The organism is Dactylosporangium siamense (genome assembly GCF_016862795.1).
GTDB classification, from domain to species: domain Bacteria; phylum Actinomycetota; class Actinomycetes; order Mycobacteriales; family Micromonosporaceae; genus Dactylosporangium; species Dactylosporangium siamense.
On the sequence record NZ_BONQ01000026.1, the window covers coordinates 19666 to 38031 of the forward strand.

At 70.7% G+C, this 18366-nt stretch carries 22 protein-coding genes and 1 pseudogene; 9 read left to right on the plus strand and 14 right to left on the minus strand.

What is annotated here, in order from left to right:
• Window position 1: 1 nt before the first annotated feature.
• Window positions 2–685, minus strand: a complete 684-nt coding sequence (locus Dsi01nite_RS08780; RefSeq protein ID WP_203845550.1) for an arsenate reductase/protein-tyrosine-phosphatase family protein — start codon at window positions 683–685, stop codon at window positions 2–4.
• 169 nt (window positions 686–854) lie between these two features.
• On the opposite strand from Dsi01nite_RS08780, the gene Dsi01nite_RS08785 reads away from it, so the two are divergent.
• Both Dsi01nite_RS08785 and Dsi01nite_RS08790 read left to right on the plus strand, forming a co-directional pair.
• Window positions 855–1517 carry an RICIN domain-containing protein gene (locus Dsi01nite_RS08785; protein ID WP_203845551.1) on the plus strand — a complete coding sequence of 221 codons (663 nt, stop codon included), beginning with the start codon at window positions 855–857 and terminating at the stop codon, window positions 1515–1517.
• Window positions 1518–1694: 177 nt separating this feature from the next.
• Window positions 1695–2138, plus strand: coding sequence for a hypothetical protein (locus tag Dsi01nite_RS08790; protein ID WP_203845552.1), 444 nt, complete (start codon window positions 1695–1697; stop codon window positions 2136–2138).
• Between the two features lie 56 nt (window positions 2139–2194).
• On the opposite strand, the gene Dsi01nite_RS08795 is transcribed toward Dsi01nite_RS08790, so the two are convergent.
• Genes Dsi01nite_RS08795 through Dsi01nite_RS08805 form a run of 3 tightly spaced genes read right to left on the minus strand, consistent with a single transcriptional unit; the run spans window position 2195 to window position 4086 of the window.
• On the minus strand, window positions 2195–2635 hold the full coding sequence (locus Dsi01nite_RS08795; RefSeq protein WP_203845553.1) for a GNAT family N-acetyltransferase: 441 nt from the start codon (window positions 2633–2635) through the stop codon (window positions 2195–2197).
• Between the two features lie 18 nt (window positions 2636–2653).
• Window positions 2654–3493, minus strand: coding sequence for an MBL fold metallo-hydrolase (locus Dsi01nite_RS08800; RefSeq protein ID WP_203845554.1), 840 nt, complete (start codon window positions 3491–3493; stop codon window positions 2654–2656).
• A complete protein-coding gene (locus tag Dsi01nite_RS08805; protein ID WP_203845555.1) occupies window positions 3487–4086 on the minus strand; it encodes a dihydrofolate reductase family protein in 600 nt (199 codons plus the stop codon). The genes Dsi01nite_RS08800 and Dsi01nite_RS08805 overlap by 7 nt, the downstream gene beginning before the upstream one ends.
• A 71-nt stretch (window positions 4087–4157) precedes the next feature.
• Between Dsi01nite_RS08805 and Dsi01nite_RS08810 the strand changes: the two genes are divergently transcribed.
• Window positions 4158–4631, plus strand: a complete 474-nt coding sequence (locus Dsi01nite_RS08810; RefSeq protein WP_203845556.1) for a winged helix-turn-helix transcriptional regulator — start codon at window positions 4158–4160, stop codon at window positions 4629–4631.
• Between the two features lie 17 nt (window positions 4632–4648).
• Here Dsi01nite_RS08810 and Dsi01nite_RS08815 read toward each other — a convergent pair.
• From Dsi01nite_RS08815 to Dsi01nite_RS08845, 7 genes and pseudogenes are all read right to left on the minus strand, one after another.
• Window positions 4649–4912, minus strand: a pseudogene (locus tag Dsi01nite_RS08815) (ArsR/SmtB family transcription factor); the annotation flags it as partial.
• Window positions 4909–5565: a DUF998 domain-containing protein gene (locus tag Dsi01nite_RS08820; protein ID WP_203845558.1), complete on the minus strand. Its 657-nt coding sequence runs from the start codon at window positions 5563–5565 to the stop codon at window positions 4909–4911. The pseudogene Dsi01nite_RS08815 and the gene Dsi01nite_RS08820, both read right to left, overlap by 4 nt.
• Before the next feature lie 76 nt (window positions 5566–5641).
• Window positions 5642–5824 carry a zinc ribbon domain-containing protein gene (locus tag Dsi01nite_RS58860; protein WP_203845661.1) on the minus strand — a complete coding sequence of 61 codons (183 nt, stop codon included), beginning with the start codon at window positions 5822–5824 and terminating at the stop codon, window positions 5642–5644.
• Window positions 5825–5926: 102 nt separating this feature from the next.
• Window positions 5927–6499: a TIGR03086 family metal-binding protein gene (locus tag Dsi01nite_RS08830; protein ID WP_203845559.1), complete on the minus strand. Its 573-nt coding sequence runs from the start codon at window positions 6497–6499 to the stop codon at window positions 5927–5929.
• Window positions 6486–6968 (minus strand): SRPBCC domain-containing protein, encoded by a 483-nt coding sequence (locus Dsi01nite_RS08835; RefSeq protein ID WP_239135782.1) that lies wholly within the window; start codon window positions 6966–6968, stop codon window positions 6486–6488. The genes Dsi01nite_RS08830 and Dsi01nite_RS08835 overlap by 14 nt, the downstream gene beginning before the upstream one ends.
• Window positions 6965–7345, minus strand: a complete 381-nt coding sequence (locus Dsi01nite_RS08840) for an ArsR/SmtB family transcription factor (RefSeq protein ID WP_203845560.1) — start codon at window positions 7343–7345, stop codon at window positions 6965–6967. Before Dsi01nite_RS08840 ends, Dsi01nite_RS08835 begins: the two co-directional genes overlap by 4 nt.
• A gap of 232 nt (window positions 7346–7577) precedes the next feature.
• Window positions 7578–8006 carry a YybH family protein gene (locus tag Dsi01nite_RS08845; RefSeq protein WP_203845561.1) on the minus strand — a complete coding sequence of 143 codons (429 nt, stop codon included), beginning with the start codon at window positions 8004–8006 and terminating at the stop codon, window positions 7578–7580.
• A gap of 87 nt (window positions 8007–8093) precedes the next feature.
• On the opposite strand from Dsi01nite_RS08845, the gene Dsi01nite_RS08850 reads away from it, so the two are divergent.
• The 4 genes from Dsi01nite_RS08850 to Dsi01nite_RS08865 all read left to right on the plus strand — a co-directional run bounded on the left by Dsi01nite_RS08850 (window position 8094) and on the right by Dsi01nite_RS08865 (window position 11748).
• Entirely contained in the window at window positions 8094–8465 is a 372-nt protein-coding gene (locus Dsi01nite_RS08850; RefSeq protein ID WP_203845562.1) for a YciI family protein, read from the plus strand.
• Window positions 8462–9661 (plus strand): RNA polymerase sigma factor, encoded by a 1200-nt coding sequence (locus Dsi01nite_RS08855; RefSeq protein WP_203845563.1) that lies wholly within the window; start codon window positions 8462–8464, stop codon window positions 9659–9661. The genes Dsi01nite_RS08850 and Dsi01nite_RS08855 overlap by 4 nt, the downstream gene beginning before the upstream one ends.
• A 69-nt stretch (window positions 9662–9730) precedes the next feature.
• Window positions 9731–10237, plus strand: coding sequence for a PH domain-containing protein (locus Dsi01nite_RS08860; protein WP_239135783.1), 507 nt, complete (start codon window positions 9731–9733; stop codon window positions 10235–10237).
• Window positions 10234–11748 carry a PH domain-containing protein gene (locus Dsi01nite_RS08865; protein WP_203845564.1) on the plus strand — a complete coding sequence of 505 codons (1515 nt, stop codon included), beginning with the start codon at window positions 10234–10236 and terminating at the stop codon, window positions 11746–11748. Before Dsi01nite_RS08860 ends, Dsi01nite_RS08865 begins: the two co-directional genes overlap by 4 nt.
• A gap of 66 nt (window positions 11749–11814) precedes the next feature.
• Here the strand turns inward: Dsi01nite_RS08865 and Dsi01nite_RS08870 are convergent, their stop codons facing one another.
• From Dsi01nite_RS08870 to Dsi01nite_RS08880, 3 genes are all read right to left on the minus strand, one after another.
• Window positions 11815–12504: a hypothetical protein gene (locus Dsi01nite_RS08870; RefSeq protein WP_203845565.1), complete on the minus strand. Its 690-nt coding sequence runs from the start codon at window positions 12502–12504 to the stop codon at window positions 11815–11817.
• 82 nt (window positions 12505–12586) lie between these two features.
• Window positions 12587–13366 carry a sulfite exporter TauE/SafE family protein gene (locus Dsi01nite_RS08875; protein WP_203845566.1) on the minus strand — a complete coding sequence of 260 codons (780 nt, stop codon included), beginning with the start codon at window positions 13364–13366 and terminating at the stop codon, window positions 12587–12589.
• A gap of 277 nt (window positions 13367–13643) precedes the next feature.
• Window positions 13644–14462 carry a GPP34 family phosphoprotein gene (locus Dsi01nite_RS08880; protein ID WP_203845567.1) on the minus strand — a complete coding sequence of 273 codons (819 nt, stop codon included), beginning with the start codon at window positions 14460–14462 and terminating at the stop codon, window positions 13644–13646.
• Window positions 14463–14631: 169 nt separating this feature from the next.
• Here Dsi01nite_RS08880 and Dsi01nite_RS08885 point away from each other — a divergent pair, with 169 nt between their 5' ends.
• Window positions 14632–16146 carry an APC family permease gene (locus Dsi01nite_RS08885; protein WP_203845568.1) on the plus strand — a complete coding sequence of 505 codons (1515 nt, stop codon included), beginning with the start codon at window positions 14632–14634 and terminating at the stop codon, window positions 16144–16146.
• 129 nt (window positions 16147–16275) lie between these two features.
• Entirely contained in the window at window positions 16276–18249 is a 1974-nt protein-coding gene (locus Dsi01nite_RS08890; RefSeq protein ID WP_203845569.1) for a primary-amine oxidase, read from the plus strand.
• Window positions 18250–18366 lie beyond the last annotated feature (117 nt).

Consider the following 18366-nt stretch of genomic DNA (forward strand, 5'->3'; position numbering starts at 1 on the left):
GTCAGTCACGACGTGGTCCGGGCTCGAGGGCCGGGGCGAGGCGGTCGATGCGGGCGGCGAGGTCGGCGAACGTCGCCTCGAACGCGGCGTCGGTGTCCGCGGGCGCCGGGACGGACCAGTGCAGCCGCGGTCGCACGCCCTGGGTGAGGTCCTCGTGGGCGTTGTCGCAGACGGCGACGACCAGATCGGTGTCGTGGACGACGTCGGCGACGTGCGCGGTGCCGGTGGCGTCGATGACCAGCCCGTGCCGGCGGGCCACGGCGACGGCGCGGGGGTTGACCCGCGCCACCGGGTGGGTGCCGGCCGACGCGCCTGGGATCACGGCCCTGTGCGTCCAGAGCGCCGCGGCGAGCTGGGAGCGGGCGGAGTTGTGCGTGCACACGAAGACCACCCGCGACACGTCGGTCAGGACGGGCGACGCGAGGGAGGCGAGTGCTCCGGGCTCGAGGCGGAGATACGTGCGGCGCCGGTCGCCCTCGGATCGGGACCGGACCAGCAGACCGGCCTCGTCGAGGACCTTGACGTGGTGGGCGACGAGGTTCGTGGGCAGATCGAGCGCGCGGGCGATCTCGCCCGGTGACGCATCGCCGAGTGTGAGCGTGTCGACGATGGCCAGGCGTGCCGGGTCACCGAGGGCGGCGTGAATCCGGGCGCGCCGCTCCACCGACGAAGACTCAGTGCTCATTGACTCAATGATTACTGAGCCTTCCCGCCCGCGTCAAGGGAACATCGTCAAGTTCGAGCCGGTGGTTGGCCCCGGCCGTACGCGACGCGTATCCGGAAAATATATGGAGCCCGAACGATGGCACCGTCGGGGCCGCGTCACGTGGTCCCTCAAGACGGGGAGGTGCTCCATGCCAGAGTTGACGGCAAGGCGACGCGTCTGGCGCGTCGTGCCGATGGCCGTGGTCGCAACGGTCGCGACGGTCGCCGCACTGTTCGTCGCGCCGCAGGCGGTCGCCGCGCCGGCCGGGCCCGCCGCTGCGGCGGCGGCGCAGATGCCGGCCGGGCTCTACAAGGTCGACCCGCCGGCCGGCGCCGCCGCCAGTGGCGTCGGCACGACGGCGGTCATCATCGCCGGACCCATCAAGAACGCGGATTCGGCCAGGTGCATCGGTATCGCCGCGGGCAGGGCCGGAGTCTGGACCTGCTCCGGCAACTCCGACCAGTTCTGGCACTTCGCGACGGATCAGCCTCATTACTGCGGGAGCTCCTACCCGTACTACTGCTGGTACTCGCTGAGGAACGGCGACGGCAAGTGCCTGGCACTGGAGGGCAACAACACCTACGCCGGAACTCGCGCGCTCGGCTTCAACTGCGAGGAGTACAGCCCCGGCCAGTTCTGGCGGCCGTTCCTTCCGGACGCCGACGGCAACGAGCTGATCGGCAGCCTGGCCGGCTACTACACCTCCTCGAGCTGGGTGCTCGGCGTCGAAGGCGGCCACCGGGAGAACGGTTCGGCGATCATCCTGTGGTGGTCGGACGGCACCCAGAACCAGCGTTGGAACCTGCCGTAGTGCGCGTTCGCGCGGTGCGGCGCATGCGCTGACCCGATGCCCCTGATCGGCTTCCGGCCGGTCAGGGGCATCGACAAGCCATGTCGGGATGTCACCTGATCGTCTGATCTCAATCGGCCTCCGAGTCATTAGCATCGTCGCGGTCGCGGCTGTCCGCCGCGTGGAAACGGAGATGCAATGCAAGAGAAGCTTCAGACCCGTGCGTTCGATCAGGTGGCGCCGATGCTGCAGCCCGGCGAGCAGCCGCTCGTGGCGACGCGGGCCATGGTCGGGAAGTTCTCGGCCGGTCGCCTCGGGGCGGTCGTGAGCCAGGCGCTGGTCGTGGAGGGCGCCGGGCTGCTGGGCGCGGCGCTGGCCTCGACCGGCAAGCAGTTCGTCGTGCTCACCAACCACCGCATGATCTTCCTGTCGCAGACGTTCATGGGCGGGCCCGGCAAGAACGTCCTGGGCGAGGTCCCCCGGGCACAGCTCTCGCTGGCCGAGGTCAAGATGGGCATCGTGAGCCTGCTGCGCCTCTCGTTCGGCACCCCGGGCGACGGTGTCGCGCTCACCTTCCCGCGGGTGGACAAGAAGAACGCCGAGTCGCTGGCCGCCGCACTGCAGCAGGTCCCGACCGCCTGACGACTGGTCCGCTGCCGCCGATCGCATGCGCCGATCAGCGGCAGCGGACGTCTCGCTCAGACCCCGACGCCTGGCGAGCGCGCGTCATTCAGAAGGAACCAGTAGTTCACCGTCGGTCCCTGCGTTGCCAGACCTGCCCCCATCGACTCGTACAGACGGCGTGCGGCCAGGTTGCCTTCGCCCGTGGTGAGGAACATCTTGCCGGCGCCGAGTCGCACACCGGCCTCCATGAACGACCGGAGCAGCCCGCGGCCGATGCCCTGGCGCCGGCAGGACTCGGCGACTTCAAGGTGGTGCAGGCACAGCATGCTGGTCCCGTCCGGCCTGGCCAGCAGATATCCCCAGCACCAGCCCTGGACTTCCCGAGCGTCCACAGCGACGAACGCGATGGTCTCTGGTGATCGCACGAACGCGGCAACGCCGGCAGCAGCGCCGGTGAAGCGCCGAGCCGCCCTCTCGACAACGTCCACAGTGCCTGGCGAGGCGCGAAGGATCACGGTGGCATCCTGAAAAAGTCAGCGCGTCACGGTTGCCGCACCGCCGCGGTTGATGCGTTCGGCGAGGCGGTGGGCCTGCCCGTTGTGCACGTCGCCGACCCACTCCCAGTCGGGCTTGGCCGACGGGCCGATCCGCGGGTCCTCGGGGGTACGGCCGTCGCGCAGGGCGAGCACGTACGCCCGGTCCAGCTCGATCCGTGCCTGCACCTGAAGGCCGACCGACCCGTGGCCGGGGACGACGGCATCGACGCCGCCCACCACGCCTTCCAGCAGCCGCAACGCGGCGAGGTAGCCCTCGACCGGGTCGGCGGTGCCGTGCAGGTCGAGCATCGGGATCAGGACGTCGGAGAGCATGTCGCCGGCGACGAGGACCCGGCGTTCCTCGATGAACAGCGCGGCGTGGCCGGGGGCGTGCGCCTGGTGTTCGATGATCTGGACCCGCGGGCCGTCCCAGGGGACCAGCGCCGTCCCGGTGGGCAGGGCGGTGATGAGGCCATACAGGTCCAGCGGGACCGTGTCGGCGATGCCGGTCTCGGCCAGGTGCTCGATGATGTTGGCCTTCGCGTCCGGGTCGGACAGCTCATCGCGGACGGCGGCCTCGCAGCGGGCCGTGCCATACCGCGGAGCGTCGCCGAACTGGGCGTGCCAGAGCAGGTGGTCCCAGTGTGGATGGGTCGAGAAGCCCGCCACGACGGGCCGGCCCAGCTCGCGGAGGTCGCTCGCGAGGCAGGTCATCTCGTGCTCCTGCACGCCGGGGTCGATGAGCAGCACGCCGGCCCGGCCCTGCACGACGACGGCGTTGCTCTGGACGAACTCGCTCTCGTGGACCAGCACACCGTCCGCGACCTGCGTCAGCACGGGTTCGTCTCCCTTGCGTCCTGGATGGCGTAACGATGCATCGTGACGCCCTGCTGCAACGATCGCTGCTCGAGCAGCTCGAGGTCGATCGGCATCTCGTAGTCGTCGAACAGCGGCCGGCCGAAGCCGAGGAAGGCCGGGTGGGTCCAGAGCATCAGCTCGTCGAGCAGCCCGGCCCGCAGCAGCTGCGTGGCCAGCGCCGCGCCGCCGACGCTTATGGTGCCGTCGGTCCCGGCCCGCAGGGCGGCGAGCTGATCGATCGCGTCGTCCCCGCCGATGACCCGGGTGTTGTGGTCGGCGGTGTGGCGGGTGCGGGAGACGAGCACCTTGGGCTTGGCGGTCCAGATCTCACCGTACTCATGCATGTAGTCCGGCAGCGACGGGTCCTCGTGCGCCCGCGGCCAGAACTCCTCCATGACCTCGTAGAAGACCCGGCCGTGGACCATCAGCGCGAGGTCCCGGGCCAGCGCGTTGGCCGCGCGGTGGAACTCCTCGTCGATGCGCAGCCACTCGCCGGCGCCGTTGTCGCCGGGTACCTGCTCGATCCGCAGGTCGAGGGACACGTTCATCGAGTAGATGCAGCGGCCCATCATCTCCCCCGTCCCCTAGTGATTGCGTTCTGCAATCACTATATTGGGGGCGAGGTACCTGTCAAGGAGGAACGGTGGAACCACGGTCCGGGTGTCCGATCAACGCCGCTGTCGAGGTGCTCGGCGACCGCTGGTCGCTCCTCGTGCTCCGCGACGTCATCTTCGGCGACCGCCGCTACTTCCGGGCGCTGCTCACCGGGTCGGCCGAGGGCATCGCCTCCAACATCCTCGCCGACCGCCTCGTGCGGCTCGTCGAGGCGGGGATCCTCACCCGCGGCACCGCCTCCCGCGGCCAGCGCGCCCGCTACAGCCTCACCGAGGCCGGCATCCAGACCCTGCCGATCATCCACGCCCTCGGCAACTGGGGCCTCGACTGGCGGCCCGGCAGCGACGAGCTGCGCAGCCGGCAGCAGCTCATGCGCGACGAGGGCCCGGCGTTCCTCGACGAGCTCATGGACGACCTGCGCGTCCGCCACCTCGACGCCCCGCCGAAGCCGCACGACGGGCCGGGCCCCTTCGAGCGCCTCGACGCCACGACGTCAATGTGATGCCGTTCTCAGCGGCGGCGGTACTGCTCGAGCCAGCCGATGGCCGTCTCCAGCGGGCTGGCCTCGAGCCGGCACGGCCGCCGTTGCGCTGAGCGGCCACGGGAGATGAGCCCGGCCCGCTCCAGCACCTTCAGGTGTTTCGAGATCGCCGGCTGGCTCATGGCGAACGGCGCGGCGAGCTCCGTCATCGTGGCCTCGCCCTCCGCCAGCCGGGCCAGCATCGCCCGTCGCGTCGGATCGGCGAGGGCGGCGAACGTCGCGTCCAGCGGCTCGGCGCTCATGCCTGCGTGCGCAGGCGCACCGCCATCGCCGTGAGCCAGGCCGAGGTGGCGACCGCCACGCCGAGCAGCGGGATGCCGCCGTTGCCGGTGGCCGACAGGGCCATCCCCGCGACCAGCAGGACGGGCGTGCCGAGTCCGGTCGCGGCGCAGTACCGTGCCCAGGCCCGCTGGTTGCGGGCACGGAACTGCCGGGCGTACCCGAAGCAGGCCACGATCACCGCGAGGACCAGTCCGAAGAACGCCAGGGAGTGCAGGCCGGCGTGCCAGCTCATGGTGGCCGCGGCGCCGCCGGGGGTGCCGGGCGGGAAGCCGTCCGCCGGGTCGGGCTTGCAGCAGCCGGCGGCGATGAACAGCACGCCGTAGGTGCCGATGAGCAGCGGTGCCCAGGTGTTGTGCCGCAGCCGCCGCACCCCGGCGGCGAACGCGACGGCCAGCAGGCCGGTCACCACGAAGGTGGCGAACTGGATCCAGCCATTGTCGCCGAGCAGCAGCAGGCTGACGGCGTGGCGGTTGAGCGAGAACCCGTCGCGGGTGAACGCCTGGATCAGGGATGCACCGATGAACAGCGGGCCGGCGACGACGCCGCACGTGACAAGGCGTCTGGTGCCGGTGTCACCGCCGGTGATCTGGTGACTGACGGAGGTGGCGGCCATGCCGGGCTCCTCGCCGCTTCAGCTGGGGAACATCTGGTTAACGCTTCCCCACGGATGGATCCGGGGGATTTCTGACTCAGGCCGCACGAAACCCACTCCCGGAGGAGGGGACTGCATGTCTCACGCCATCAACACCAGCACGGTCACGCTCTACCGCGGCCAGAATGACTCTGGCGGCATTCACGTCGCGGTCCAGCTGAAGTCCGCAGGACTCGCAGAGGAACGTGCGCGCCGAGCGGGACGCACCGATGGGAGCGATCGAGACGGGCGACTACGTGCAGCTGTCTGTCGTGGTGGCCCGCAGTTCCGGAGCCGACCGCTCCGCCGGCGCCGTAGATGACGGCGTTCCGGTCCGCGAGCATCACGAGTGTCTCCCCCAAGCCGGATCGCGGCCGATGAACCCCAGCAACTTCGTCTGCGCGTCCGCGTCGGGGCGGACCGGGACGCGGGGACCGTACTGTCCGGACGACCGGATGACCTCCTCCATCGACTCCATCCCGGTGAACAGGTTGGCGCACTCCTGCGGATCCAGCCGGTCGTCCTGGCCGGTGGCACGGGCGAGGTCCCAGGTGTGCATGAAGACGTCCGTCGCGTAGAACTGGTCGATCGCGCGGTCCAGCGGGAGCTCGCCGATGTACGGGTGACGGAACACCCGGACGGGACCCGGCTCGTCGAGCACTGCCTGCACGGCGTCGCAGTGGTGCAGCCACGCGGCGACCGGGTCGTCGTCCACCGCCGGTCCGGGTGGCAGCTTGATGCCGGTGCCCTCGGCGAGGAAGTGGGGGAACCAGTCGATGAGGTGCCGCACGACATCGCGGGCGACCCAGCCGTCGACCGGCGACGGCGCGTCCCACTGCCGGGTGCCGTGGACCCGTTGCGTGAACTCCCGGCAGATCTCCCGGTGCCGCTCGGCGGGAAGCTCAGACAGTGCCATCGGCCAGCATCCGGTCGAGTTTGGCGTAACCGGCGTTCAGGCCGGTCCGCATACCGGTGCGCAGCCGCGCGTCGCGGCGCTCGAAACTGTCCACGAGGGACTGTGTGTGCAGCCGGGTGCGACCGGGGCCGAGGGCTTCGAACCGCAGCGTCTCCAGCGCCACGGCCTCGGGGTTGCCCTCGAACGTGGACGTCTGCACGATGCGGTCGGGGCCGACGTCGTGGAAGCAGCCGCGGAAGGCGTACACCTCGCCGTTTCCTTCCGACGCGTACCGCCAGCTGCCGCCGCTGCGCGCGTCCCAGTGCTCGATGCGGGCCCGGGTGTCGGCCGGCCCGATCCACTGCACGAACAGCTTCGGGTCGGTGTGGGCGCGCAGCAGCTGCTCGGGTGTGGCCGCGAAGTCTCGGGTGATCCGGATGACCGGCACCGTCGGGTCGGCCTCGATCGTTGTCTCGGCAATGGTGGTCATGCCGTGCTTCCGTCCTGTTCGTCGGTGTCGTTCGGCGTCGCTTCGTTCGTGGTCGCTTCGTTCATCTCGGCCAGCACCGCGTCGAGGCGGCGGTAGCGGGCCTCGGCCTGGCGGCGGTATCGCTCGATCCACTGGTCCATCAGGTCGAACACCTCCGTCTCCAGGCGCACCGGCCGCGGCTGCGGCGCCGGTGGCCGGCTCACCAGCCCCGCGTCCTCGAGCACGCGCAGGTGCTTGTACACCGCCTGCAGCGTCATCTCGTAGGGCTCGGCGAGCTGGTTCACGGTCGCGTCGCCGCCGGCGAGCCGCGCCACCATGTCCCGCCGGGTCGGGTCCGCGAGTGCGGCGAAGACCCGGGACAGCGTGTCCGCAACCATCAAGTACCTCGTTTCAACCCATTGGTTGAAACGGACGATAGCCCGCCGACACCAGGCCGTCAACCACGAGGTTGAAAGCGCTGATCAGCATGGCTACGCCCGGAATCTCCCGGAGGCTCACGTGGTGAAGGGCTCACCGTGCGCCCGTACGGCGCCCACGGTGTGGCTGCGGGCACGCCCGCGAGCGCGCAGGTCGTCCGCGACCTGCTCGCCGCGGGCTGAGACCCCTGGCTCAGCCGGTCGGGGTCAGGCCGGTCGAGGCGCGGAACGAGCCGTCCATCTCGAAGGGCACCGACTCGTGCTCGTGCGTCACCAGCCAGCGGCCGTCGACGCGGCGCAGGCCCAGCGTCACCCGGAACCACAGGGTGAAGCCCTCCGTGGAGCCGCGCGGCACGGCGGTCAGGCGGTCGAGGCTGGTCGCGAATGCCACGTCGCCGTCCGCGGTGATCTCCAGCTGGGTGACCTCGCGGCGCGGCGGCGCCTCGAAGCCGGCCATCCAGGCGTCCAGCGCTGCCGGGGTCTGCCCGTCGACGGGCTGGCGCAGCGGCGGAGCGAGGCTGAACTCGACGTAGCCGGGCGCGTAGTGCGACAGGATGGCCTTGGCGTCACCTTCCTGCAGCAGCGCGGCCTTGCCCTCGATGACTTCCCGGATCTCCTCCATGACATTTCCTTCCCTTCTCTTTGCCTGGGATGTCGAAGCTGGGCCGGCCGGTTTCGACATCCCGGCAAGAGAGAATGGAGAGCAGTCATGAAGTACCTGATCCTGATCCAGTCCAACCCGCAGTCCCTCGCCGTCTGGGAGACCCTGACCGAGCAGCAGCAGACCGACTTCGGCATTGGTCACGTCCGGCTCTCCGACGAGATGCGGGAGGCCGGCGTGCTCGTCGTCAGCGAAGGCCTCGGCGACCCGGCCCTGGCCACCCAGGTCTCGGTGCGCGACGGCAAGACGATCACGTCGGACGGGCCGTACGCCGAGGTCAAGGAGCACCTGGCCGGCTTCTACCTGATCGACGTCGCGGATCTCGACGAGGCGGTCGCGTGGGCCGCGAAGGCGCCGGACGCCGCGCTCACCCGGGTCGAGGTGCGCCCGATCCTTGATCTGAGCACGTGGGAGGTATGACCGGGCTGCCGGACCTGCTGCGCGAGTGCGCGCCGCGGGTCCTGGCCGCCGTGGTGCGCCGTTACGGCGACTTCGAGGCCTGCGAGGACGCGGTGCAGGAGGCGCTGATCACCGCCGCCCGGCAGTGGCCGGAAACCGGCGTCCCGGAGCACCCGCGGAACTGGCTGATCACCGTGGCCGGTCGCCGGCGGGTGGAGCTGCTGCGCAACGAGACGGCCCGCCGGCGCCGCGAGGAGGCGATCCAGCACGAGCCCGCGCCGGAGGTCCGCGGCGACGACGAGCTGGCGTTGCTGCTGCTGTGCTGCCACGCCGCGCTGAGCGTGCCGGCACAGATCACGCTCACCCTGCGAGCGGTCGGCGGGCTCAGCACCGCGGAGATCGCCCGGGCACTGCTGCTGCCGGAGGCCACCGTCGGCCAGCGGATCAGCCGGGCCAAGCAGCGGATCCGCGACACCGGCACCCGGTTCGAACTGCCCGCGCCGGACGAGCTCGGCGAGCGACTCACCGCGGTCCGGCACGTGCTGTACCTCATCTTCAACGAGGGCTACACGGCCAGCTCCGGCGACACGCTGAACCGGGTGGAGCTGACCCGGGAGGCGATCCGGCTGACCCGGCAGCTGCACCGGCGCCTGCCGCACGACGGTGAGGTGGCCGGACTGCTCGCGTTGATGCTGCTCACCGACGCGCGCCGGCCCTCGCGGACCGGGCCGGACGGCACCCTGGTCCCGCTCGCCGAGCAGGACCGGGACCGCTGGGACGCGGCCGCGATCGCCGAGGGCGTCGCGATCATCACCCACGCGCTGGCGCACGCCCCGATCGGCCCGTTCCAGCTGCAGGCCGCGATCGCGGCGGTGCACGACGAGGCCGCACGCGCCGAGGACACCGACTGGCCGCAGATCCTCGCCCTGTACGGGATGCTGCACGCCCTCGCCCCGAGCCCGATGGTCACGCTGAACCGGATCGTCGCCCGGGCCATGGTCGACGGCCCGGAGGCCGGGCTCGCCGCGCTGGACCAGGTCGCCGGGGACCCGGTGCTGGCCCGGCACCACCGGACCGCGGCGGTGCGGGCCCACCTGCTGGAGCTGGCCGGCGACCAGGCCGGGGCGCGGGAGCAGTACCGGCTGGCGGCCCGGCGCACGCTCAGCCGGCCGGAGCAGCGTTACCTGGAGTCCCGGGCCGCGCGGCTGCACCTATGACATTTGTACTGCTGATCCCACGACGAACGGGCCGATGATGATCGGGGTCCGGATGCGAAGGTGAAAGGCATGACAATGACGGCAGATGTGGTGCGGCTCCGGCCTCCCCTGCACAGGGCCAGCCCCCGCGCCCTGTGGTACTGGGCGGCGAGGGCCGCAGTGCTGTGGGTCGTGCTGCTCGCGCCGCAGGCGGCCTGGTGGTTCATCGACGGCGACGGCTCGCGCCTCCCCCACCTGGTCGTCGGCGCGGTATGGCTGGTGCTGGCCGCCGCGCACCTGCTGGTGATGCCGCAGTGGCGCTACCGGGTGCACCGCTGGGAGGCCACCGACACCGCAGTGTACACCCAGACGGGCTGGCTCAGCCAGGAACGGCGGATCGCGCCGATCTCCCGTGTGCAGACCGTGGACAGCGAACGCGGGCCGATCGAGCAGCTGTTCAAGCTGGCGAACGTGACCGTGACCACCGCGTCGGCGGCCGGTCCCCTCAAGATCGAAGGCCTGGCCGCGAAGGTCGCCGACCAGCTGGTCGCCGACCTGACCGCCCGGGTCGGCCAGAGCACCGGGGACGCGACGTGACCACCGCTCCTCTGGTGGCAGACGCGGACGTCGAGGAGCGCTGGCGCCGGCTGAGCCCGCGGATGCTGGCGGTGCACCCGGTAATGGAGCTGCGACGGCTGATCTTCCCGCTGGTCGCGGTGGTGGTCGGGCTGCGCAGCGGGGCCGGCGGCGAAGGCGGCTGGTGGGCGCTGGGCATCGGCGGCATCGGCATCGTGATCGGCTTCCTGCGCTACTTCACCACCTCGTTCCGGATCACCCCGGACTCGGTGCAGGTGCGCCGGGGCCTGCTCCGCCGCCGGACACTGACCGTGCCGCGGGACAGGATCCGCACCGTGGACGTCACGTCGCACGTGCTGCACCGGATCTTCGGCCTGGCCCGGGTCACCGTCGGCACCGGCAAGACCGACAAGAAGAACGACGGCGTGAAGCTCGACGGGCTCAGCGCCGCCGCCGCCGAGAACCTGCACCGCGAGCTGCTGCACCGGCCCATGCCCGGCGTCGAGTCGGCGCCGTCGCAGCCCGTCTCCGAGACCTTGCTGGCGGCCCTGCGCCCGGCCTGGATCCGGTACGGCCCGTTCACGCTGTCCGGCCTGGTCACGATCGGTGTGCTGGTCGGCATCGGGTCCCGCCTGGTCAACGAGGGCCACGTCGACCTCACGAAGATCGGCTTCGTGCACGACTCGATCGACTACCTGCGCAACCAGCCGCTGCCGGTGGCGATCCTCCTCGTGACCGCCGCGGTGGCCGGGTTCACCGCGATCGCGTCCACCGCCGGCTACGTGCTGGCCTTCTGGAACTTCCGGCTGAGCCGGCACAGCAGCGGCACCCTGCACGTGCGGCGTGGCCTGCTCACCACCCGCAACACCACCATCGAGGAGCGCCGGCTGCGCGGTGTGGAGCTCAGCGAGCCGCTGCTGCTGCGGGCGGTGCGCGGCGCCCGGGTCCTGGCCATCGCCACCGGCCTGCGGGTCGGCCGGGGCGCCGAGCGCGGCGGCTCGATCCTGCTGCCACCCGGGCCCCGGGCCGTCGCGGTGGACGTGGCCGGCACGGTCATCGGCGACGCGGACCCGCTGACCGTCCCGCTGACCCGTCACGGTCCCCGGGCCCGCCTGCGCAGGTTCACCCGCGCCGGCACGGGCAGCACGATCCTGATCCTGATCGTCCTGGCGTTCGTGCTGCTCGCCGGTGCCCCCTGGTGGGCGTTCTGGACGGCGGTGTCGCTGCTGCCACTCGGCGCGCTCCTGGCCTTGGACCGGGCCGGGTCCCTCGGTCACGCCCTCACCGCCGGCTGGCTGGTCAGCCGGCACGGCAGCCTGGTCCGCCGCCGCTACGTCCTGCGCACCGACGCGGTCATCGGCTGGAACCTGACCATGTCGGTGTTCCAGCGTCGAGCCGGCCTGACCACACTGGTGGCCACCACGGCCGGCGGCCGGCAGGGGTACCCCATCCTCGACGTCCCCGACGCGGAGGCGATCCGGGTCGCCCGCACCGCCACTCCCAACCTGCTGGAGCAGTTCCTCGCCGACTGACGTTCCGCGACGGTCCCGGCCTCCTGCGAGAGGCCGGGCTGCCGCTTCAACCGCGATTGGGGCCACTCACCACTGCGCACGCCGCCAGGACGGCCCGGCGTACGCGGGCGGATCCTCACAGCCAGCGTCGATGTTGTGCCATTGCGCGGGCCATTCGGCGGCGGGTCCGGCAAGCATCGCCCGCACCACGGCGGCGCTCTCGTCGGGTCGCTGCGGATCCCAGGGGGCGTGGACCCAGATCTGATACTCGTCCGGCTCCTCGAGCCACACCTCGAGCTCGCCGGTACCGATCACGCCAACCCTGACACCCTCGATCCCTGGCGGCAGGGCGAGGTCGGCGAGGATGAGCCGGCCGGCCCGGTGCATCGCCTTCTCCCAGCCGCGGTCGACCTCGAGGCGCGCAACCTCGGCGTCGTAGGCCGCGGCATCGAACACGACCGTGCGCGACTCGCCCACCTGGCGAACGCCGCGCCGGTCCCGCAGCTCCCAGCGCACCAGGCCGCCCTCGCGGCGGACGCGCGCTTCGATGGCGCTGCAGTCCGGGCCACAGCTCGGACAGCAGGCAACCGTCGCGGTGGTGACGTGATCGGTCGCCGCGAAGCGGTTCACCGGCACCAGCACGTCCCACGGTCCCGGGCCGTCCTGGCCGTCGGTGTGGCTGACGTCGACGCCGTCGATACGAACGATCACGCGCAGCTGCTCGGGGGACCGCACGAGCAACGCCGGCTCAATACCCAACGACAGCTCCGACAGCACACCCAGATCCTATGGGCCGGATGCTGGATCTGGCGCACCAGAGGCGCGGTGCGGTGTTCTCCGTGTGCGGCGCTGTTTGCGGTCAGAGGAGCATGCGGGCGATCGCGGCGACGCCGACCACGACGATCAGCGCGCGCATCGCCACCGGGGGCAGCCGCCGGCCGAAGTGCGCGCCGGCCACGCCGCCGAGGGTCGCTCCGGTGGCGATCAGCCCGACCACCTTCCAGTCGACGGACCCGGCGGAGATCAGCAGGAAGATGGCCGCGGCCACCACGTTCACGGCTGTGGTCAGCAGGTTCTTCAGGCCCGTGACGGACTGGATGTCGTCGGAGGTCAGCACGCTCATCAGGCCGACGAGCAGGACGCCCTGGGCGGCGCCGAAATAGCCGCCGTAGATGCCGAGCACGTACACGCCGGCGACGACGCCGGCGAGCCGGGGACCGGTCAGCGTTGCGAGGTGCCCGTGGCCGTCGCCGGTGTCGCGTCCGCGGGTGATGCGCCGCTGCAGCGCCGGGCCCCACACGACCATGACCAGGCCGAGCGCGATCAGGCCGGGGACGATCAGCTGGAACGCGGCGGCCGGCAGGACCAGCAGCAGGATCGCGCCGGTCATGCCGCCGAGCAGTGACGCGGGCAGCAGGCGGCGCAGCACACCGCCACGCCCGCGCAGCTCACGCCGGTAGCCGAAGGTGCCGGTGAGCCCGCCGCCGACCAGGCCGATGTTGTTGGAGACGTTCGCGACCAGCGGCGGATAACCGAACAGCAGCAACGTCGGAAACGTCACCAGCGTGCCGGAGCCGACCACCACGTTGATCATTCCGGCCCAGAACCCGGCCGCCAGCACCGCGATCGCTTCTACCACGGCACCAATGATCGTCCTTCCGACTGGCCATGCCAGCGGGCTGTGACGTTCAACCCTCGCGGCCGGGCGGCGGGCACCATCACACGATGGACCGGGGCATCGTTTCCGTGCCGGAGCCGTTTGTCACTGAACCCGGCGGTCACTATTTTAGTGAGCCGACGACAAGTATATCGACCGTCCGGGAATCGAAGGACGCCGGTGCACGTGCATATTGGGGTTTCATAATCCTTGCCCCGTCACGGAAATTCTCCGGAGTGCCTTCGGACAGGATGTCCGGCTAACGACGGGACGGCCGGCGGCCCTGCACGCTGAGCGTGCGGCCGACCTCGCCCAGGAGGAACTGCATCTCCGGCTGCAGGTTCGTCACCATGAACTGGAGCCTGGCGCGGAACTCGTCGACGGGGACGGTGCTGTCCCTGGAAATCTCCAGGTCAAGGTTGGTGACGAGCATGAAACCGGCATTTACCGCCGTTTCATAGTATTGGCGAACGTCGTCGCCCGGCCGGAACTGGTGGTAGCCGTTCTCGACCAGGTAGCGCTGCGTGACGGTCGGGCCGGCCGCGACGTGTGGATCTGTCGGCATGTATGTGTTCCGGCGGACCCGCTCCAGCAGGCCGCGCTGCTCCATCCGGGTCCGGACCTGGTCGGGCCCGTGCGTGGCCCAGAAATTGATCCAGTCCCGGACCGGGTAGAGGGCCGGGCGCCGGTTGAGCTCTTGCCATGCGTGCTGCTCAAAAGCTGTCGGCGACACCTGCGGAGGCCGACCCGCCGAGGAGTCGGGCTGGTCGGCGAGCGGCGAGGTCCGGCAGGGGGCCAGCGCCCCGTCGGGGGTGATCTCGACGTGGCCGGCGAACCACAGTTCGGCGATCAACGCCCCGCCGAGCGCCACGTTGAACAGGGACCCGGCGATCAACGTCTCGGGCTTGTACTGGCTGTGGAACAGGAACCAGACCTGGTCACCGAGCGGCAGGCGGCTCTGCGGCTGCACGACGCGCCTCCCCAACTGGTATTGAATTCCGGGAATGGTCAACATTTGGGCCCGAAACGTCGACAGCGAACCGTAGCCGATCGCATACCAGTTCTCAAACTGAGCCATACCCTACCGACGGACACTACCGTCGGTCATGTTTCTTCCCGGTTAACGACTGTCGTCGTTCATTCGGTATTGAAGTACTTCTAAGCCGGGGCTATGGTGCCTTGTCAACAATCATGACGATGGGATCTCAATGACAACCATGCAAGGGCAACTGCCCGATGCACCCGGGATGGCGGGCCGGAGTCTGGGGACCGGCAAGCTTGTGTTCTTCGTCGTCAGTGCGTCGGCGCCGATGACCGTCCTCGCCGGTGGGGTGGTGGTCACCCTCGCGGTGACCGGCAACGTCGGCACCCCGCTGTCGTTCCTGTTGCTGGGCGTGGCGTTGGCGCTGTTCGTGGTCGGCTACGCCGCGATGACCCGCTACATCGACAACGCCGGCGCGTTCTACTCCTACATCGCCCAGGGTCTCTCCGGCGCCTGGGGCGTATCCGCCTCGGCCGTGGCGTTCGTCGCGTACAACACCATCCAGATCGGCCTCTACGGGCTGTTCGGCGCGATGATGAACCTGTTCGCCGCGGCGCACTGGGGGCTGACCTGGTCCTGGTGGGTGTGGTCGCTGCTGCTGTGGGCGATCATCGCCGTCCTCGGCGTGCTCAACATCGACCTCTCCGCGAAGGTCGTCGGCGTGCTGCTCATCGCCGAGGTCGCCGCGGTGCTGCTGTTCGACACCGCCGCGCTCGGGCACCCGGCCGGCGACACCGTCTCGTTCGCCGGGCTCGACCCGGGCAACCTCTTCGGTCCCGGCCTGGGCGGGGTCCTCGCGTTCGGCATCGCCGCGTTCGTCGGCATCGAGTCCGCCGCGGTGTACAGCGAGGAGACCCGCAACCCGCAGCGCACCGTTGCCCGCGCCACCTACATCGGCGTGGCGATCACCGCGGTCCTCTACGCCTTGTCGTCGTGGGCGATGACGGTCACCGTCGGCCCGGACCAGGTCGTCGCGACCGCCCAGGATCCGGAGGGCGGCCTGCCTTTCAGCGTCATCGCCCAGCACATCGGCGAGGGTTTCGCGACCACGGCGAACGTCCTGTTCCTGACCTCGATCATCGCGGCGATGCTGTCGTTCCACGCGGTCGTCGCCCGGTACACCTTCAGCCTGGGCCACGAGCGGGTCCTGCCGGCGTGGACGGCGAAGACGAGCCGGCGCACGGCGGCGCCGGTCGCCGGCTCCCTGCTGCAGACCGCGCTGGCAGCTGTCATCGTCGCCCTGTTCGCCGTCCTGAACCGTGACCCGATCGCCGAGTTGTTCACGTGGCTCAGCTACGTCGCCGCCGTGGGCGTCATCCTGCTCATGCTCACCACGTCGGTGGCCGTCATCGGCTTCTTCAACCGGCGCGGCGGCGGCCCGGAGTCGCTGTGGCAGCGGCTCATCGCCCCGGCCCTGGCCACCCTCGCGCTGGCCTTCATCCTGGTCGTCACGGCAGTCAACTCCGACTCGGTCCTGGGGGCCGAGGCCGGGTCGGCGCTGACCTACGTGCTGCCCGGCATCATCATCGTCGCCGCGGTCATCGGCCTCATCTGGGGCTACGTCGTCAAGAGCACCCGCCGCGACGTGTACGACGGCATCGGCCGCGGCGGCAGCGCCACCGGTCTGTCCGGTCTCTCCGGCCTGTCCGGACTGCCCGGCCTGGCCAGCCCGATCCCACAAGGGTCCGGCCCGGCCGAACACTCCTCCCCGGTGCGGTGACCGTTCCTTCCGCGACCCGACCCTGATGCACCACCCCACGATGACGGCGGACCCGGAACATCTCCGGGTCCGCCGTGACCGTCTCCCCCTCGCAGCGCCCCGTTCAGCAGCATGGAAGAAGGCCCGAGCATGACTGCCGCACCGACCGCACCGACCTCGCCCACCACCGCCCCGGCGGTGACCCACCCCCTCGACCGGCTCACCGCCGACGAGATCGTCGCCGCGCGGGCGATCCTCGACACGGCCGGGCTGCTCGCCCCGACCACCCGCTTCGCGTACCTCGGCCTGGACGAACCGGCGAAGGCCGAGGTGCTCGCGTTCACCGCCGGCACCACCCCACGGCGGAGCGTGCGGGCCGTGCTGCTGGACGTCGCGACCGGCGTCGCGGAGACCGTCGTGGTGTCAGTCACCGACGCCGCCGTCACCCAGCGCACCCCGATCGACCCGATCACCGACGGACAGCCGCCGATCCTGCTCGAGGAGTTCATCGCCGTCGACGAGATCGTCAAGGCCGACCCGGGCTGGGTCGCCGCGATGGCGAGACGGGGCCTGACCGACCTCAGCCTGTTGCGTCCCTGCCCGCTGTCCGCCGGAGTGTTCGACCTGCCCGGTGAGGAAGGCCGCCGGCTGCTGCGGGTGTTGTCCTTCGTCGCGAACCGTGACGACGACCACTGCTGGGCGCACCCCGTCGACGGTGTCGTCGCCCACGTCGACCTCACCGCCCGGCAGGTCGTCAAGCTCATCGACGCCGCCGACCTGCCCATCCCGGCCGAAGAGGGCAACTTCGACGACCCCGCCTACACCGGCCCGGCCCGCCAGACCCTCAAACCGATCGAGATCACCCAGCCGGCCGGGCCCTCGTACACCGTCGACGGCAACGTGGTCAGCTGGGAAGGCTGGACGTTCCGGGTCGGGTTCGACGCCCGCGAGGGCCTCATCCTGCACCAGCTCGCCATCCAGGGCCGCCCGGTCATCTACCGCGCCTCGGTCGCCGAGATGGTCGTCCCCTACGCCGACCCGTCACCGATCAGATACTGGCAGAACTACTTCGACACCGGCGAATACCTGCTGGGCGCCCAGGTCAACAGCCTCGAGCTCGGCTGCGACTGCCTCGGCGAGATCCACTACTTCGACGCCGACCTCGCCGACGGCAACGGCAACGCGGACACCAGACCCAACGCGATCTGCATGCACGAAGAAGACGCCGGCGTGCTGTGGAAGCACACCGACCTGTTCACCGAGTCCCGCGAGGTCCGCCGTCAACGCCGCCTCGTCATCTCGTTCTGGGCCACCGTCGGCAACTACGACTACGGCTTCTACTGGTACCTGTACCTCGACGGCACCATCGAGCTCAAGACCCAGGCCACCGGCGTCATGTTCACGTCCTCGTACACCCGGGACACCCCGTGGGCCACGCAGGTCGCCCCCGGCCTCGGCGCCCCCGCCCACCAGCACCTGTTCTGCGCCCGCCTCGACATGACCGTCGACGGCGTCGCCAACACCGTCGACGAGATCGACATCCGCCCCGACCCGATCGGCCCGGACAACCCCTACGGCAACGCCTTCAGCCGCACGTACACCCGCATCAGCAGCGAGGCGGACAGCGCCCGCGACGCCAACCCCGGCGCCGGCCGGGTCTGGCGCATCGGGAGCGCCGACCGCGCCAACCGCCTCGGCCAGCCCACCGCCTACGTCCTCACGCCGCAAGGCCAGCCCATCCTCCTCGCCGACCCCAGCTCCTCCATCGCCCGCCGCGCGGCGTTCGCCACCAAGCACCTCTGGGTCACCCGGTATGACCCGGCCGAACGCTTCCCCGCCGGTGACCTCGTCAACCAGCACCCCGGCCACGCCGGCATCCCCACCTACGTCCGGCCGGACCGCCCTCTGGACGGCCAGGACGTGGTCCTCTGGCACACCTTCGGCCTGACCCACTTCCCCCGCACCGAGGACTGGCCCGTCATGCCCACCGACAGCGCCGGCTTCACGCTCAAGCCCTACGGCTTCTTCGACCGCAACCCCACGCTCGACCTCCCCGCCTCCACGGCCACCCATTGCGCGCCAACCACCAGCACCGAACACACCGCCAACGGCGGCTGCCACTGACCGGCGGCACCGGCCCGGACCGCCACTGCCGGTCCGGGCCTTCGCGGTCAAATACGCGAGATGCGACCTGAACTCGGGCTGCGGCGGCTTGAATAGGGGTAATACGACCCTAAGGTG

Excerpts from the sequence above, each read along its gene's own strand:
- Dsi01nite_RS08890 (WP_203845569.1), top strand. The coding sequence starts at position 16,276 with ATGACTGCCGCACCGACCGCACCGACCTCGCCCACCACCGCCCCGGCG.
- Dsi01nite_RS08785 (WP_203845551.1), top strand. The coding sequence starts at position 855 with ATGCCAGAGTTGACGGCAAGGCGACGCGTCTGGCGCGTCGTGCCGATG.
- Dsi01nite_RS08830 (WP_203845559.1), bottom strand. The coding sequence starts at position 6,499 with ATGGCACTGTCTGAGCTTCCCGCCGAGCGGCACCGGGAGATCTGCCGG.
- Dsi01nite_RS08820 (WP_203845558.1), bottom strand. The coding sequence starts at position 5,565 with ATGGCCGCCACCTCCGTCAGTCACCAGATCACCGGCGGTGACACCGGC.
- Dsi01nite_RS08880 (WP_203845567.1), bottom strand. The coding sequence starts at position 14,462 with ATGGCTCAGTTTGAGAACTGGTATGCGATCGGCTACGGTTCGCTGTCG.
- Dsi01nite_RS08850 (WP_203845562.1), top strand. The coding sequence starts at position 8,094 with ATGAAGTACCTGATCCTGATCCAGTCCAACCCGCAGTCCCTCGCCGTC.
- Dsi01nite_RS08840 (WP_203845560.1), bottom strand. The coding sequence starts at position 7,345 with ATGGTTGCGGACACGCTGTCCCGGGTCTTCGCCGCACTCGCGGACCCG.
- Dsi01nite_RS08845 (WP_203845561.1), bottom strand. The coding sequence starts at position 8,006 with ATGGAGGAGATCCGGGAAGTCATCGAGGGCAAGGCCGCGCTGCTGCAG.
- Dsi01nite_RS08855 (WP_203845563.1), top strand. The coding sequence starts at position 8,462 with ATGACCGGGCTGCCGGACCTGCTGCGCGAGTGCGCGCCGCGGGTCCTG.
- Dsi01nite_RS08790 (WP_203845552.1), top strand. The coding sequence starts at position 1,695 with ATGCAAGAGAAGCTTCAGACCCGTGCGTTCGATCAGGTGGCGCCGATG.
- Dsi01nite_RS08885 (WP_203845568.1), top strand. The coding sequence starts at position 14,632 with ATGGCGGGCCGGAGTCTGGGGACCGGCAAGCTTGTGTTCTTCGTCGTC.
- Dsi01nite_RS08860 (WP_239135783.1), top strand. The coding sequence starts at position 9,731 with ATGACAATGACGGCAGATGTGGTGCGGCTCCGGCCTCCCCTGCACAGG.
- Dsi01nite_RS08805 (WP_203845555.1), bottom strand. The coding sequence starts at position 4,086 with ATGATGGGCCGCTGCATCTACTCGATGAACGTGTCCCTCGACCTGCGG.
- Dsi01nite_RS08780 (WP_203845550.1), bottom strand. The coding sequence starts at position 685 with ATGAGCACTGAGTCTTCGTCGGTGGAGCGGCGCGCCCGGATTCACGCC.
- Dsi01nite_RS08835 (WP_239135782.1), bottom strand. The coding sequence starts at position 6,968 with ATGACCACCATTGCCGAGACAACGATCGAGGCCGACCCGACGGTGCCG.